General features: G+C 58.9%; 14 protein-coding genes and 1 pseudogene. 8 read left to right on the top strand and 7 right to left on the bottom strand.

Translation table 11 applies throughout. The features are described 5' to 3' along the window. Positions 1 to 682: 682 nt before the first annotated feature. From L981_RS30255 to L981_RS30235, 5 genes are all read right to left on the bottom strand, one after another. Positions 683 to 916 (bottom strand): hypothetical protein, encoded by a 234-nt coding sequence (locus L981_RS30255; RefSeq protein ID WP_043625512.1) that lies wholly within the window; start codon positions 914 to 916, stop codon positions 683 to 685. 445 nt (positions 917 to 1,361) lie between these two features. After that, the gene (locus tag L981_RS30250; protein WP_043625509.1) at positions 1,362 to 2,690 is read right to left on the bottom strand and encodes a TRAP transporter large permease subunit; all 1,329 of its coding nucleotides are present in this window, start codon (positions 2,688 to 2,690) and stop codon (positions 1,362 to 1,364) included. Positions 2,691 to 2,693: 3 nt separating this feature from the next. After that, a complete protein-coding gene (locus L981_RS30245; protein WP_043625505.1) occupies positions 2,694 to 3,266 on the bottom strand; it encodes a TRAP transporter small permease subunit in 573 nt (190 codons plus the stop codon). A 58-nt stretch (positions 3,267 to 3,324) separates the two neighbouring features. Next, the gene (locus L981_RS30240; protein ID WP_043625502.1) at positions 3,325 to 4,344 is read right to left on the bottom strand and encodes a TRAP transporter substrate-binding protein; all 1,020 of its coding nucleotides are present in this window, start codon (positions 4,342 to 4,344) and stop codon (positions 3,325 to 3,327) included. Between the two features lie 44 nt (positions 4,345 to 4,388). Further along, positions 4,389 to 5,210, bottom strand: coding sequence for a GntR family transcriptional regulator (locus L981_RS30235; protein WP_197067212.1), 822 nt, complete (start codon positions 5,208 to 5,210; stop codon positions 4,389 to 4,391). A gap of 144 nt (positions 5,211 to 5,354) precedes the next feature. Between L981_RS30235 and L981_RS30230 the strand changes: the two genes are divergently transcribed. The 5 genes from L981_RS30230 (at position 5,355) to L981_RS30210 (ending at position 10,253) form a co-directional block, all read left to right on the top strand. After that, positions 5,355 to 6,554: a mandelate racemase/muconate lactonizing enzyme family protein gene (locus L981_RS30230; protein ID WP_043625520.1), complete on the top strand. Its 1,200-nt coding sequence runs from the start codon at positions 5,355 to 5,357 to the stop codon at positions 6,552 to 6,554. Positions 6,555 to 6,564: 10 nt separating this feature from the next. Then, the gene (locus L981_RS30225) at positions 6,565 to 7,332 is read left to right on the top strand and encodes an SDR family oxidoreductase (protein ID WP_043625499.1); all 768 of its coding nucleotides are present in this window, start codon (positions 6,565 to 6,567) and stop codon (positions 7,330 to 7,332) included. A 10-nt stretch (positions 7,333 to 7,342) separates the two neighbouring features. Continuing rightward, entirely contained in the window at positions 7,343 to 8,380 is a 1,038-nt protein-coding gene (locus L981_RS30220) for an L-idonate 5-dehydrogenase (protein ID WP_043625496.1), read from the top strand. A 935-nt stretch (positions 8,381 to 9,315) separates the two neighbouring features. Continuing rightward, positions 9,316 to 9,915, top strand: a complete 600-nt coding sequence (locus L981_RS30215) for a TetR/AcrR family transcriptional regulator (RefSeq protein WP_043625493.1) — start codon at positions 9,316 to 9,318, stop codon at positions 9,913 to 9,915. 50 nt (positions 9,916 to 9,965) lie between these two features. Then, the gene (locus tag L981_RS30210; RefSeq protein WP_043625491.1) at positions 9,966 to 10,253 is read left to right on the top strand and encodes a YciI family protein; all 288 of its coding nucleotides are present in this window, start codon (positions 9,966 to 9,968) and stop codon (positions 10,251 to 10,253) included. 290 nt (positions 10,254 to 10,543) lie between these two features. Here L981_RS30210 and L981_RS33495 read toward each other — a convergent pair whose 3' ends face one another. Together L981_RS33495 and L981_RS35705 are read right to left on the bottom strand one after the other, a co-directional pair. Next, entirely contained in the window at positions 10,544 to 11,044 is a 501-nt protein-coding gene (locus tag L981_RS33495; RefSeq protein WP_052202106.1) for a hypothetical protein, read from the bottom strand. A 233-nt stretch (positions 11,045 to 11,277) separates the two neighbouring features. After that, positions 11,278 to 11,772, bottom strand: coding sequence for a DUF6438 domain-containing protein (locus L981_RS35705; protein ID WP_245281751.1), 495 nt, complete (start codon positions 11,770 to 11,772; stop codon positions 11,278 to 11,280). Between the two features lie 848 nt (positions 11,773 to 12,620). Here L981_RS35705 and L981_RS30195 point away from each other — a divergent pair. From L981_RS30195 to L981_RS36090, 3 genes and pseudogenes are all read left to right on the top strand, one after another. Next, positions 12,621 to 13,631 carry a TAXI family TRAP transporter solute-binding subunit gene (locus L981_RS30195; RefSeq protein WP_043625488.1) on the top strand — a complete coding sequence of 337 codons (1,011 nt, stop codon included), beginning with the start codon at positions 12,621 to 12,623 and terminating at the stop codon, positions 13,629 to 13,631. Between the two features lie 71 nt (positions 13,632 to 13,702). Next, complete coding sequence (locus L981_RS30190) at positions 13,703 to 15,763, top strand: TRAP transporter permease (RefSeq protein ID WP_043625486.1); 2,061 nt, start codon at positions 13,703 to 13,705, stop codon at positions 15,761 to 15,763. Between the two features lie 33 nt (positions 15,764 to 15,796). After that, positions 15,797 to 15,940 (top strand): annotated as a pseudogene (locus L981_RS36090) (type II toxin-antitoxin system RelE/ParE family toxin); the annotation flags it as partial. Between the last annotated feature and the right edge of the window lie 270 nt (positions 15,941 to 16,210).

Here is a 16,210-nt window from a genome sequence, read left to right as displayed (position 1 = left end):
CAGCCTTCAGCCTAACTCAGCAAGGCGGCCGTCACCGGAGGGGTACATAAACCCCGACGGGTTTAGCGTGTTCATCGATCGAGCGGCGGAGAGAATCAAATAGGCATGGAACTAGTTTCAGTGCCAGCCGTTCCTGAGGAGGGCCTAGCCTGTTGAAGGCTTAGGCTCGACACGCGCACGTTCTTTCATGGCCCTTGGTCGCACCCGGGGCCATATTTTTTTGCCGGAGCCCGGAACCCCTCTTGGGCAACGACGTTCTAGCGTTTGTGAAACCCTGAGCCCCCCGATCAGGGCGACACCTTCATTGTCCCTCAAGGGAATGAAGCTCGATAAGTGCCCATGGCCTCGTCATCCCCGGACGAGGCCATTCCTTTTATGTGATCTCTGTCCCCCTGCAAAAATAGGCGCTCCGAAAAGATGAGAACGGCATGAGAAGGGTTCGGCTACGCCGAGTTCGCATGCCTATCGCGCTATCGCGTCACCAGTCCCGACTTCGAAAAGCCGGAAGGCTTGTCTTCTTCGCCGTCATGATCCGGATGGGGCCCTTCGCTCGGGGACCAGATCCCTGCGGCGCGATCCAACCAGATCGTCACGACACGATAACTAAACGGTGCAGGTGAAGAGCCGTCGTTGCAGTCGAGATCAAAGATCGCAACTTGCCGCGAAACCGGGCAGCAGAATTTCAGCGATTGCGTTTTTTCCATTCCCGGTATGGCGCAAGCAACTGACCCGGAAAGCGCTTTTGTATCTCTTCTTCAGTCAATGCAATCCGCGACAGCACCTCATTGCGCTCCGGGCCATCACCGCATTCGCTAGCGGCCTCGAGATCGGACATGAGGGAAAACACCTCGTCCCCAGTCATCGCCTCGAGTTGGCCGGCAAAATCTACGATTGGGATGCCCTTATAGTCCGTCATGGAGAACCTCCAGCCCTTCCGAGGCATAAATGGTCACATCGACTTGAAGTTCCGCCCGACTCATGAGGGCCAAGACGGGACATTTGAATGCGGCGTCTGCCTTTGCGATATGCTTTTCGCTCGAGGCGACCTGCCACGTATATGTGTCCGAAGTCAGGGGCCCTCTCCGTCCCTCGGCACACCTCTTATCCCTTGTGGTCTGGACGGAACAGGGTTTCAATGCCTAACTCGTCGCCCCACCCCGCTCGTTCGCAGAACATCAATCCGGATCGCCAAAGAGCAGGACTGACAAGCCCTCATTTCCTATCTCAAAGCAAAATGAACCGACCCAGCTATATAGACCATTAGCAGCAGATCGGCGCGCCCGGAGACCACTGCGCGCCCCGCTTCGGATGCAGGCGCCTAAGTGCCGCACCGGCGCGGGGATCTTGGTAGGCTGACGTTGCTAGCGTCCGGTGATCCCGGGGAAAGCGATCAGCATGGCGACTCCAAGGATCTGCAACATGATGAACGGCACCAGAGACCGGAAAATGATGCCCAGCGTAATCCCTGGAGGTGCGACTGACTTTAGATAGAATGCGGCCGGTCCAAAAGGTGGCGACAGGAACGATACCTGCATGTTCATACAAAAGAGGACACCGAACCAGACTGGATCCATGCCAAGGGATTTGATGATTGGCACAAAGATCGGCATCGTCAGAAGCGCGATACCCACCCAATCGAGAAAGGCGCCGAGTACGAACAGGATCAGCATCATCACGAGCACGATCACCGTCGGATTGTCGGAAATGCCTGTAATCATGCCCGAGACGAAATTCACGCCACCCATCAGGTTGTAGACGCCAACAATGGCGGTTGCGCCGATACCGATCCAGACGATCATGCCAACGGTTGAAAGCGTCTGCATCGCCGCATCGCGCAGCAATTTGTAAGAGAACTCGCCACGCAGAATGGTCGAAAGGATGACGCCACCGACGCCGATGGCGGAGGCTTCCGTGACGGACGCAATGCCCCCGTAGATCGATCCAAGAACGACGAACACGACCAGCACAGGAAGCGCAAGGCCTTTCAAAAGACGAAGCTTCTCTTCGTTCGGGATCGGCGTTGTATCGACGGGCGGAACGATGCCCGGCGTAAAGTAGGCGCGCACGAGGATATAGGCGACATAGAACATCGCCAGCATGAAGCCGGGCAAGAAGGCGGCGGTGAACAGCTCGCCGATGGACACGTTCGCGGTTAGTCCATAGATGATCAGGACGATTGAGGGCGGTATCATCGTCCCGAGCGACCCGCCTGCGCAAACGACGCCGATCGCCAGGTTGCGATCATAGCCGAGACGCAGCATTTGCGGCAACGCGATAAGGCCGAGCAGCACGATTTCGCCACCGATGATGCCGCTCATGGCGGCGAGGATCACCGAGACGAAGACGGTTTGCACCGCAACGCCGCCGCGTATGCGGCCGGCAAAAAGCTTCATGGCGTCGAAGAGGTCACGCGCGATGCCCGAGCGGTCGAGGATTGCCGCCATCAGCACAAACATCGGCACTGAAACGAACACGAAGTTCATCACGAAGGAATAAACGCGGCTTGTGATGAGCGGGATCGACATAGGGCCGAACCAACCGAGCGCGAAGATAAGCGCCACGAGCAGGGTGACGAAGGCGAGCGGCATGCCGGAGAGCAGCAGCCCAACCATCATCACGAACATGAGCAGAGTGCCCCAGCCGATGCCGAGTGCCTGCAGATTGATGCTGAAATCAAGGAAATCGGCCATCGCTCAGTCCTTTGAGGCTCGCTTGGCGTAGTTGACGGCAAGAATGAGGAACTGGACGACGAGCAGGATCATCACCACGAGGATGAAGATCTTGATCAGGGCCGGTGTCGGTGGGCTCCAGGCACTGCCGGTGGTCTCCAGGCGGATCTCACCGGAAGGAGTGACCACAGCCCGTTCGACCATGTGGTAGGCGGCAAAGGCAAAGAAGCCGCTAGCAAGGGCGCTGACGAGGGAAATAGCGATATCGGCAAACCGGCGCGTGCGTGGCGAGAAGTGATCATAGAGCAGGACGACACGGATATGGCTGTTGCGGGCGGTGCAATAGAGACCGCCGAAGACAAAAGCCCCACCGCAAAGGAAGACGGTCGTCTCGTGTGCCCAAATCGTTGGACTGTTCAACACGTACCGCAGAAACACTTCCAAGAGCAGGATGAGTGCTGCGAGCACGATGCCGATGGCGAAAACATAGCCGATCCTGTCGATGAAGCGGCCGAGCACGCCGGCTTCGCGAACAGCCCCGACGACCTCGTCGCCCCTGGCGGCATCGGCGTCCTCTGAAAACGTGTCTCTTGTCATGCCTCTCTCCCTCGGCACGAGAAAGCGACGGCCCGGACGGACCGCCGCATGGAATCGGTCAGAGGAGACCCTTTTCCTTGAGGTAGGCCGTCAGGGTGTCGAACACCTTCTGGGCCATCGGCGAGCGCTTCGCAATGTTCTCCCATTCGGCGACCCCAAGCTTGCGGAACTTGGCGCGCTCCTCGGCAGACCAGTCATGGATCGTGATCGTGCCTTCGGCCTTGGCGGCCTCCACGGCCTTCTGGTCGGCGGCCTTCAAGCCGTTGATCTGGGTCTGCTGGAACTCCTTGACGGTTTCCTCAAGCATCTTCTTCAGGTCATCCGGCAGCGCGTCCCACTTCGCCTTGTTCATCGAGACCTCGACAAGCGGCAGCGAATGGAAGCCGGGATACACCGGATGTTTCGCGACGCCATTGAGGCCCTGCGCCTGATTGACGGAAAACACGGAATAGTCCGCCGCATCCACAACGCCCTTGTCGATCGAGGTGTAAACTTCGGAGGACGGCAGGTTGACCGGGGCAGCGCCTGCGGCTGCAAAGACGTTGGCTATCGGACCTTCCGGGGCGCGCATCTTGAGGCCCTTCAGATCATCGACGCCATCGAGAGGCACGCGCGACACGAAGGCTTCCAGGCCCGGCGTCGAAACGCCGATGAAATGCAGGCCGTAGGAGCCGAGCAATTCCTGCATGATCTCCTTGCCGCCGCCGTTCTCGACGAAGTCGATCATCTGCGCCGGATCGGACCAGGCGCCGACCGGGTTGGAGATCAGTCCGAAAGCCGGATCCTTGCCAGCCCAGTAGGACGAATCGCAGATCTGACCATCGAGAATGCCGCCGGCGACGGCATCAAGCGTTTCGTTGTATTCCACGACGGAGCCGACCGGCAAAAGCTCGATCTTCACCTTGCCGCCGGAGCGTTCGGCAACGAGGTCGGTCCAACCCTTCTGGTATTCGAAATTCGGATTGCCCGCGGGGTCCGAGGACTGAAAGCGGAACGAGAACTCCTGCGCAAGCGCCGTGCCAGCAAGGCCGATGGCCGATATGACGGCAAATGTGGTGCCAATAAGAAAACGCTTCATTCTAAACTCCTCCCATGAGTCTTTAAGTTTGCCTTTCAGATGAACTAACCCGTCGACGGCTTCGGTTTGCGCACGGCCCAGGCAGCCTTGCCGGCACGAGCGGAAAACCGCACGTCAAGCAGCGCCGGATCGATCTCTTTCTCGAGCTGCTGCAGCATCGCTATCCCGTATGCCACCAGTTCGTCGGATGCCGCACAAGCCTTCTCCTCCGAGCCGGCAAGCATGAAATCCATGATCGCAAGATGCCGTTCGGCGCTGCCGAGAATGCCCTCGCGACCACTGATCTGGTTGATATGCAGGAAGCCTATGCGCCGGGCGATTGCGTGCAAGGGGCTCAGCACCCGGTCAAGGAAGCGCTCGCCGGAGGCGCGGATGACCAGCCGGTCGAAGGATTTATCGATGGCATTGAAGGCGTCCAGTGACAGCGCGTCCAGTTCTGCTGCGAGCTTGCGGCGCAGGTAGTGCAAGGCCGCACGGTCATTGGCGGTTATGTTTCGGATGGCTGTCGATGTAACGAAACGGTTGAGGTCGCGGCGCAATTCGGCCAGACGCTTTTCACGCGATAGATCAATCGGCGCGACACGCAGTCCATTGCGCGGGCGGATCTCCAGAAGTGTTTCGGCCGCGAGGCGACGCACAGCCTGATGTACCGGCGTGCGGCCGAGATCAACCATGACCTGAAGGTCCTGCGTGCGAATCTCCTCACCCGGCGCAATCCGCATCGCGACGAAGAGCTCCTCGATGCGTTCATAGGCGACCGTCGTCAGGTCGCGGTTCTGTTCCAGTGACCACACCCCCTCTATTCCGGCGACGGGCGTGATGTCTCGCTTTGTATCTTCTTTTTCCACCCGCATGGTCTCTTGCAAAAAACATTCCCAGTGGCTATTGCGATCGTTACGTGATATTTCACAGAATATCATAGAATGTCAATTGCAGCACACGGGTTTCCTGAACTCACAGGCGACGAGCCGCCGCGTCAGCGCATTGCGAGTGGCATGGAGGAGGTAAAGGTGAAGATCACAGCATTGGAAACGTTGCGAACGGAGGAGTTCGCGAACGTTCTTTGGGTTCGCGTCCATACAGACGCCGGCGCCATCGGCCTTGGTGAAACCTTTTACGGCGCTGGCGCGGTCGAAGCGCATATCCACGATACGCTTGCCGCGCGTCTTCTGGGGCAGGACCCGCTGCGCATCGAAGCGCTGAACCGGATCATGACCGACTTGCCGATGGCTCAGTCCTCAACGGGTGCGGAATACCGCGCCGCATCGGCCATCGACATTGCGCTTTGGGACCTGTTTGGCAAGGTCTGCGATCAGCCGGTTCACCAAATGCTCGGCGGCCTTTGCACCGACAAGCTGCGTGTCTACAACACCTGTGCCGGGTATGGCTATGTCCGCAGCAACAACATCCGCCCGGTCGACACTTGGAACCTCGGCGCTGCCGAGGGGCCCTATGAGGATCTTGCCGGCTTCATGACCGATGCCGGGGCGCTGGCGGAGAACCTGCTCGAAAACGGCATTTCCGCCATGAAAATCTGGCCCTTCGACCCGGCCGCCCAGGAGAACCGCGGTCTCTTCATCTCCGCCGAGCAGATGAAGAGGGCCATCGATCCCTTTGAAAAGATCCGCAGGCGCGTGGGCGACCGCATGGAGATCATGGTGGAGTTCCATTCACTCTGGAACCTCCCGACCGCCAAAAAGATCGCCCGTGCCCTCGAACCCTACGCGCCGACGTGGTACGAAGACCCGATCCGCATGAACTCGCCGCAGGCGCTCGCCGAATACGCCGCGTTCACGGATGTGTGGGTCTGCGCCAGCGAAACGCTCGGCTCACGTTTCCCCTACAAGGACATGTTAGAGCGTGACGCCATGCACATCGCCATGGTAGATCTGTGCTGGACTGGCGGCCTCACGGAAGGCCGCAAGATAGCGGCACTGGCAGACACCTATCACCGCCCCTTCGCTCCACATGACTGCACCGGCCCGATCGGTTTCGCCGCGGCGATCCACGCCTCTTTCAGCCAGCCGAACACATTGATCCAGGAATCCGTGCGCGCCTTTTATACCGGTTGGTACAAGGAACTGGTGACGGTCCTCCCCACCATCAAGGACGGATACGTCCTGCCGATGGATGGCCCCGGCCTCGGTGTCGATCTTCTACCGGCAGTTTTCGAGCGTTCCGACCTCATCTGTCGCAAGTCCGAACTCTAAGGAGCCCGCCATGACGAACAGGCTTTTCGACCTTTCCGGCCGCACGGCGCTCGTTACGGGTTCGACACGCGGTCTCGGCAATGCCATCGCGCGGGGGCTGGGCGACGCCGGTGCCCATCTCGTACTGAATGGCCGTTCGGTGGACGCGGTCGCAGAGGCGTCGAAAGCCATGCGCGCCGACGGCTATACCGTCTACGAGGCCGCATTCGACGTGACCAGCGAGCCTGATGTCGTCAAGACATTCGAGCGCTTCGATACCGAAGGGCTGGAGATCGACATACTCATCAATAATGCCGGCATCCAACATCGCCAACCGATGGTCGAACTTGCGCTTGCCGACTGGCAGCGTGTCATCGATACCAACCTCACCAGCGCTTTCCTTATCGGCCGCGAAGCTGCTCGCCGTATGATTGCGCGCGGTCACGGCAAGATCGTCAATATCGGCTCCCTGACCAGCGAACTCGCGCGCGCCACCGTCATCCCCTATACGGTCGCCAAGGGCGGCGTGAAGATGCTGACGAAGGGCATGGCAGCAGAATGGGCCAAGGACGGCATTCAGGCCAACGCCATCGGCCCGGGTTACATGCTCACCGACATGAACGAGGCACTGATCAAAAACCCGCAATTCGACGCCTGGGTGAAGGGGCGCACCCCTGCCGCGCGTTGGGGCAAGCCGGAGGAACTGGTGGGCGCCGCCGTGTTCCTTTCCGCGCCGGCCTCCGATTACGTCAACGGCCAGATGATTTTCGTCGACGGCGGCATGCTGTCGGTACTTTAAGGAGGTAGACATGCGCGCTGTTGTTGCCCATGCAGCACACGATCTTCGCCTGGAGGAGTGGCCTGAGGAGGCAGATCCCAGCGAAGGCGAAGTCCTCATCCACGTAGCCGCCGGCGGCATCTGCGGCTCCGACCTCCATTACTACCACAACGGCGGCTTCGGGACCGTGCGTCTGCGCGAACCGATGATTCTCGGCCATGAGGCATCCGGCACCGTCGCCGCGCTCGGCAGGGGCGTGACTGGCCTTGCACCCGGCGACCTCGTCGCCATCAACCCGTCGCTGCCCTGTGGCCACTGTGAGGAGTGCCAGCGCGGCTTGCGCAACCATTGCAACAACATGCTTTTCCGCGGAAGCGCAATGCGCTTTCCCCATGCGCAGGGGCTCTTTCGCGGGGCGCTGATCGTTCCGGCTCACCTCCTCTACCCGGTCGGCTCCGGCGTCGATGCCGGCCTTGCCGCGTTGGCCGAACCCTTTGCGGTGTGCCTGCATGCAGTCAAGCAGGCGGGTTCGCTGCTTGGCAGGACGGTCCTCGTCTTCGGTTGCGGTCCGATCGGATGTCTGACCATCGCGGCCGCCCGTTTTGCCGGCGCGCAGCGCGTCATCGCCTGCGATGTCGTTCCCGAACCATTGAAGATCGCCGAACGCCTCGGCGCCGATGAAATCGTCATCAACGGCGCGGACGCGACGGGCCTCGACCGCTACAAAGCCGGCAAGGGCCGGATAGACGTCGCGTTCGATTGCTCAGGGCATCCGGCGGCAGTCGCCACCGCGATCGAATGCCTTCGACCGCGCGGCACGCTCGTTGCCGTCGGCCTCGGCGGCGCGATGCCGTTCCCGCTTCCTTCCGTCGTAACCAAAGAACTCAAGATCGCAGGCAGTTTCCGCTTCGATGCCGAATTCGGCGAGGCCGTCGACCTCATCTCGAACCGGCGTATCGATCTCTCCCCGACCATCAGCCATACGTTCGAAGTGGCGCGTGCCGTGGAGGCGTTCGAGCTGGCTGGCGACCGCAGTCATTCCATGAAGGTTCAGTTGACGTTCACCTGATATCGGATGGTGGTGACGCAGAACTGCTTCCAACGCTTGAGAGGAACCGGGCCGATAGCGGCACGTGTCCGTTCACCGGATCCGTCAGGCTGACCCTGACCTGGCGCCACTCGGCTAGACGCACGCAGCGGATGGCATTGCGCCAATAAAACTAGCAACAGTTGTGGAGTTGCGTAACACAAATTGATTAGGCAACTAATTCTCCTGTATGATTGTGATCGAGCCGCATATTTGCGACGATGCAACCGTGGTTGCACAACAGAACTAATCCATGGTTGTGTATTCATTGCCGTGCGGCCACTGAATTAATGTACGTATTGCGTTTTGTATGGTTTGACGACCTTCACGAATGAGGCCCCGCCTGTTCCTGCGGGGCCTCATTTTTATGCCCAGAGCGAACAGGTCGCCACTCCCTCTCCGATCAAGGCGATGTGGAGGCGATGGCATTGCCGAAAACGGTTTCAAAAATTCTCCGTCACATTCTGCCCACCTCATTAATTCGCGTCTGCATGAGATGACCGGCGAAGACGGCAATAAGGTTGGTCGTGGAACGGCCGCAGCTGCATGCGGCGTGCCTTCGTCGCGGGTCACGTGGCTCGAGCGCAGCTTCAACGTCCGTTCGCGACAGTCAAACGAGCATTGACAAATTAGGTCGCCCGTCCTAATAACGAGAGTTAGGACAGTTGCCCTAGTTTGATTTGGGGGAAGATTCATGGCCGCGGCCCTAGCGAGTGACTTTCAGCTAACAAAAACGGCCACGACCTTGACCTTGCAAAACAGGCAATCGCGAACGGTGATATCGATCTCGTGGAATTCGGTCTGCCCTTCTTCGCCAACCCTGATCTCGCGTGGATGATTGCGGATATGCCGAACTTCCATTCTTAAAGGGCGAAGAGACGTCCGCTGACCAAGGTGTCCAACAGGGAGGCAATACGATGGCAAGTCGGGCGACGCGCGAGAAGATTGTTGGCGTGGCGGACGACTTGTTCTACCGCCAGGGATTTGAGCACACATCTTTTGCCGACATCGCCGAGCGCGTGAAGATATCTCGCGGCAACTTCTATCACCATTTCAAGACGAAGGACGACATCCTCGACGCGGTAATCCAGAAACGCCTGGCGGATCGCAATGGAATGCTGGAGCGATGGGAGGTGGAGGGCACGTCGCCAGTCGAGCGGATCTCCGGCTTCATCGATATCCTGATCGTCAATGGGGAGAAGATCAAACTTTATGGTTGCCCGATCGGAACGTTAACAAGCGAATTGGCAAAGCTGAACCACGCGGCGCAGCCAGAAGCCAGCAGATTGTTCATGCTGTTCCGGACGTGGCTCCGCCGTCAGTTTGTCGCGCTTGGCCGAGAAACGGATTCGGATGTGCTTGCCATGCATCTTCTTGCCCGAAGCCAGGGCGCCGCGATCCTTTTCAATGCCTTCAAGGATCAAGACTTCGTTCAGCGCGAGGTTGATCAGATGAAAGACTGGTTGAAGGAAACCGCTGCAAAGGCTTCACGAACAAAACCACTCGAGGGGGGATAGCGCGAGAGCGCCTCTTTCATTCCATCACAGTTCAATAAACGGGACGGATCATGTTTATCGTATTTCTCAGGTTTTCCGACAACAGGACGCAGGCTGCCCAATTCCTTGAGGGTCACAATGCCTGGATCAAAAGAGGCTTCGACAGCGGGACTTTTCTTCTTGCAGGCAGCCTCCAGCCGAACGCGGGCGGGACACTTCTCGCCCATAATATAGATCGGAAAAGCCTTGAGGCCTTAATTCAAGAAGATCCTTTCGTGTCAGAGCGTGTGGTGAGCGCCGAGATCCACGAAGTCACGCCAGGCCGCGTCGATGAACGGTTGATTTTCCTAAAAGCTTAATCGCCGAGCGGAACGGTCCTTGGTGATGACGGACGGATGCGCGACCGCTCCGCAGTTCATCAACCAAGTCCAATGCCCTTTCGATCTCCAACATTTTTCGACTTCTCGAAAATCTGCCTCGAAGGCTTTCTGCCCCGCCTGAATTGGCGAAGGATCTCCGCCAGACGGGAGAAGTTCTGAACGAACTTTCTGGCGTCCAATTTCCGCTGCATCGCACAATTCGACCACGCCCCACATCGGCCGGGCGTTGAAGGACGAAAATGAATTGCACGCCGGACACGACAGATTAACTATGCGTCGGAGCGTGATCGAGATGGGCCGGAGTTCCGCTCCAGCCACATGGCGGTTTCAAAAAGCTCATCTTCGCCACAAAGCCCTTTGCGAAATTGATCCGTGATGTGGCGCGCCAATCGGTCCGCACGCTTCCCATACCGTGGGATATCGCACCAGATGCAGACACGATCGAAAGTGCGCTGAAGCAGCTCGAGATCCTCGGGGCTGATCTGCGCGCCCTCCTTACGGGATACATCTACCATGGTGACCTCCTCGACGAGCGGGCTCGTATCTGGCCATGGCCGGGTCGCGACCGGCTCGTCCAGATATGTCAGGTATCTGAGAGCGACTCGCCCGCGGACGCCGCTAAGATAAAGCTGCATCAGTCGTTTTGCGATTGCTTCAGCCGCACGACACTGCCGCGTCAATCCACGCTCGCGCAGAATGTCGTTGAAGACCCGTTCGATCTGGTTCATTTCGTGGGGGAGAAGCGTCCTTGGACGTGTCGAGAGATACATCTCGCGACCTCCTAGACTGGGGCGAAAGCGCGAATGATCTTCCAGCCGCCGGGGCCCTTGTTACTGCCCAGCGATGCAAAGAGTATGCGCCGATCTGGCGACAAGGCAACTGGCACGACACATGCGAGCGACAAGGCCGCATCAAATGCGCGCCGGATACCGGCAGCCCGCAGTTGCAATACACGAGATGGGCGCAACTTGCCGCTCTTTCTTGAGAGGGGCAGTCCGTTCAGTCATTTTGTTGGACGGTCCCACGCTCCATCCTCAAGTTGCCGCTCCTCGATAAGTTTCCCGACTGCAAGCAAATCCGGCACATCGGCAAGCGTCCTTGCCATGGCATCATTCTGTGGGTCCTTGCATCCGAAGTTGAATAGGAGTTGGTCAGTTCGCCCGGCCCCGATCCAGGTGATCACTACGGAAGCGTGGTCCGTGGCGAATTGGGTGCATCGCGCATGCCCTGCGGTGATGTCTTCCGTTCCTTGCGGCCGAAACGGCGCGAGTGTCGACTGGAACGTCGACCATTCCGTTGCCGTGATCGGAAAACGCTGCTCCCCCGAAACGTTAGTAAAGCGCCGGCCCTCGAACACACCCCCGGCTGCACTCACTTGGAAGCGGTAGACGGGGCATTCCCCGAGACACGGTCCGCGTTCGACGATGATGCTCGGCACCTGGCTGTGCTCCACCAGGGACGCGGCTGCCGCCAGTATGATCTTCGCGATCAGCATCATCTTGTGCACCCTTTCTGAGACAGAGAATCTTGGTCGGCAGATCCCGAAGACGCGAGACCAGTTCTGCGGACGAACGCATCTTTAGCGTGCCAGGGGCGCAAGCATCAATCAGTGGGTGGCAGCAGTCAACGCCTAACCCGCAAAAGGAAACGCGCGCCGTTGACAGCGGTCGGCCGAGCGCCCCCACATCGCCACGAGAGCTCTGCTCGGCGCCTTCTTCTTTCCATCGGCTGTCTTATGGGCAGATCGTCGATGCCGAGTCATTCGTAGTGGCCTTGAGAACCGAAGCTTGGTCAGGCCCGCGGTTCTCGCGGAACGCGAATTTAAGCTACTGTCTCTCCCCGCGGAATATAGGGGTTTTCGCTGTCCTGTTCGAGCGGGTCGTGTTCTTAGATCGTTCCAGTGCCAATCCGAGGCCGGATCGGCCCATCTCCACCGACATCCACCAATTTGACAAATATCCTGTCAAATTTGCCAATAATCCGAACGGGTTAAAAATTCCCTTTTCGTACGCGCCACGTTCTCCCGCCGTTCGTCGAGCATTAGTGATCAAACTTTCACTAGAAATTCAGGTTTTTTCGTCGCTGAGCAGACCAGGTAGCTTGCGCTACGCAGCCATCGTCACGATTGCTGAGTAGACCGTCGGAAGAGAAGGCGGTTAGCAACTTTTGCCGAGAGCGCCGTTGGCGCCTACCCCCGGACCAATCATCGTGCATCATCGCCCGGTGGTCGTGCCGGTCGGATAAACCTCCAGCCAGACTAGACCCATCCGATCCTTTCCGCCTAGTCTCTCCGGATGGCTGCCAGAGGGTGGCATCGACAAAACGATTCTTAGCGGGAGGTAAGACATGAAATTCTTTTCGTTCAAGGCAGTGGCTGGAGCGGCAGTTGCCGTCGGCCTGATGTTCCAAGGCGCCACCGCCCAGGAGATGAAATTCTTCCGTATCGGAACTGGCGGGACCGCCGGCACCTACTACCCCATCGGTGGCCTTATCGCGAATGCGATCTCCAATCCCCCCGGCTCGCGCGCATGCAACGAAGGTGGCTCGTGCGGCGTGCCTGGCCTGATCGCCACAGCCGTTGCCTCTAATGGCTCGGTCGGCAATGTCAACGCGATCAAAGGTGGCACGCTTGAGGCCGGCTTCAGCCAGTCCGACGTGGCCTATTGGGCACAGACTGGCACGGGCCTATGGGAGGGTCAGCCAGCGGTGGAAAATCTGAGGTTGATCGCCAATCTCTATCCCGAGAGCATCCATCTTGTCGCGCGCAAGGATGCGGGCATTACTTCGGTCGCCGATCTCAAAGGAAAGAAAGTCTCGCTGGACGAGCCGGGCTCGGGCACGCTGGTCGATGCGAAGATCATTCTCGAGGCGTTCGGTCTGTCGGAAGCCGACATTTCGCCAGAATACCTAAAGCCCGACCAGGCGGCCGATCGCATGCGCGACGGAGCGATGGACGCCTTCTTCTTTGTGGGCGGTTATCCGGCAGGTGCGATTGCCGAACTGTCCAGTCAGCATGACGTCGTGTTGGTGCCGATTGCCGGGCCCGAAGTTGACAAGTTGCGTCAGACATACACCTTCTTTGCCACCGACAATTTGCCCGCAGGAACTTACAAGGGCCAGGACGCGGATGTGGCGACGATCTCGGTCGGTGCACAACTGGTGACGTCTGCCGAGCAACCGGAAGACCTCGTCTACGGCATCACCCAGGCGCTGTTCAACGCGACGACGCAGAAACTCTTTGCCGCAGGCCATGCCAAGGGCAAGAACATCACCCTCGACAACTCCGTGCAAGGCGCGGGCATCCCCTTCCACCCTGGAGCGGAGAAGTTCTATCGCGAGGCCGGCAGGGTGAAATAAGGGAGTTCTCCCCTGGGGCGCGGCTCGCCCGCGTCCCTGCCCCAGCGAAAAAAGAACTCTAGGAGGGATCCATGGCGGAGCAGACCCGGCAACTGTCCGAACAGGAACTGAGGGGTATCGAGGAAGAGTTCGATCCCGAATCGCGGTTCCGCGCCGTACTGAGGCCCGTAGCCATTATGGCCGGGGTCATCATGTTCCTGCTATCGTCCTACCACTTCTATACCGCAGGCTTCGGTATCCCCCGCGCGACCGTGCATCGCGGCTTCCATATGGGGGTGACGTTGTTCCTTGTCTTCCTCAGCTTCGCCGCCTCCAACTCGGGGCGGACTAAAACCACGGGCTTCGTGATCCTCGGCTTACCGGTTATTGACTGGCTGTTGGCGATCGCCGGAGCGATCAGCGCGTTCTATGTGCCCTGGATATACGACCAATTGCAGTTTCGCATAGGTAATCCCAATCAGATCGACATCGCCATGGGCACGATCCTGCTAGTGACGCTGCTGGAGGCCGTGCGCCGTTCGATGGGTTGGCCCTTGTCGGTCATAGCGATCCTGTTCATCTGTTATGCCTTCTTTGGACGGTCAATGCCGGGAATTTTCGTCCACCCCGGCGCCGACTGGTCGGGGATCATCAACCACCTCTATCTGTCTTCTCAAGGAATCTATGGAACGGCGTTGGGCGTCATCGCGACATATGTCTTCCATTTCGTCCTCTTCGGCGTCCTGGCGCAGAAAATTGGACTGGGCCAGCTGTTCATCGACCTGGCAACGGCCATGACAGGGCGCTTTGCCGGCGGTCCTGCGAAGGTCTCGGTGATTTCCTCGGCGCTCTTGGGAACCATTTCCGGCTCTTCCATCGCAAACACGGTGACAACAGGCGCCTTGACCATTCCGGCGATGATCAAAATTGGATTCAAGCGCCATTTCGCCGCTGCCGTCGAAGCCGCTTCATCCACCGGCGGTCAGATCACTCCTCCGGTCATGGGCGCCGTTGCTTTTTTGATGGTCGAGTACCTGGGTATGCCGTTGCGCACGATTCTGATCGCCGCCATCGTACCTGCCTTCATGCATTTCTTCGGCGTGCTCGTGCAGGTGCACCTGGAAGCCAAGCGCCTTGGCATCCGCGGCTTGCGGCAAGAAGAGTTGCCAAGGGCCTGGAAGGTGTTGCGTGAAGGTTGGCTATCGGTGCTGCCGTTGGTACTGCTCGTATGGATGCTGATGTCGGGTCGCACCCCCTTCCTTTCCGCATTCTGGGCCATCGCCGCTTGCATGGTGGTTTATGCGATCCAGATGATCAGGGCGTCGGGTTTGTCCGCCGGCGCGAAACAATGGGCGACCGGGATCTATGACGGGTTTGTTTCCGGCGCAAAAAGCTCCCTTTCCGTAACCGCCGCTGCCGCACTCGTCGGGGTTGTGATCGGGGTGGTGACGCTTACCGGTATCGGCTTCAAGATCGCTTTCATGGTCACAAGCATCGCACAATACTGGGCAGGCTCGGCGCATGGCTTCCTTTCCTTCCTTCCGTTCGAATTGTTCAGCCTGCAGACCCTCGCACTTTTGTTCACGCTGATGATGACAGCAGCAGTCTGCATCCTGATGGGGTGCGGCATCCCGACCACGGCAAACTACATAATCATGGTTGCGGTAGCTGCGCCGGTGCTGGGCATGATGAATGTCGAACCGCTGGTCGCGCATTTCTTCGTGTTCTATTACGGCGTCCTTGCGGACGTGACACCGCCAGTGGCATTAGCAGCCTATGCGGCTTCGGGGATAGCCGGTGCGAACGCATTCAAGGCGGGTAACACGGCTTTCCGGCTGTCGATGGGTAAAGCGTTGGTGCCTTTCATGTTCGTGTTTTCCCCCTCCCTACTGTTGGTTACCGAGGGCTTCACTTGGAGTGCGTTTGTGCTGACGTTCACTGGTGCGATAATGGGAATATTCTCGCTTTCGGCGGCGATTACAAACTGGCTGGTGGGCCCGTTATCGTGGCTTGAGCGTTTGCTGCTGGCAGTCGCTGCGCTGCTGTTGATTGCGCCCGAACTGGTCTCTACTTTGATCGGCGTTGCGGTTCTGACGCTAATCGTGCTGCGCCAGACGCTGGCTGGCCGTGCAGCCGCATCGAACGAGATCTGAACGACCCCGCCTCCGCCGGTCACCGGCGGAGGTCTGCTCGCGAAGAAGAACCGCGCGAGCATCGACGACGAGCTCTTGACGTTCCGAAAGCTCGCCGAACCCTATCGGCGCAAGACGCAAACCGGGCTTGATGCCGACGCGATGGGCGCCGCATCCGGAATTGGAGATGACGACTAAGCTGTTCCTCGGCTGGAGATCGGAGAAGCGGCCACCGCCCGATCAGCGACAGGCGGACGGGGCCGCTTGTTTGTTGCTCAGGGACGAATTGCATTTTTCTCGGCGCCATAGCGACGCGATTGCTTTTCTAACGGTAGATGTCGAGCGTCCGGTTGCGATGGTTCGGATGGGTGCTGTAGACGAAGATGCGATTGAGATCGCGGTCCGTCAGCATGCGCAGGAACCGCGCCTCGATGACGTTGTTGGCATGCACCCGCTTCAAAAGGCAGC

The organism is Ensifer sp. ZNC0028 (assembly GCF_000799055.1).
Classification (GTDB): domain Bacteria; phylum Pseudomonadota; class Alphaproteobacteria; order Rhizobiales; family Rhizobiaceae; genus Ensifer.
This window is presented reverse-complemented; position numbering and strand designations above follow the sequence as displayed.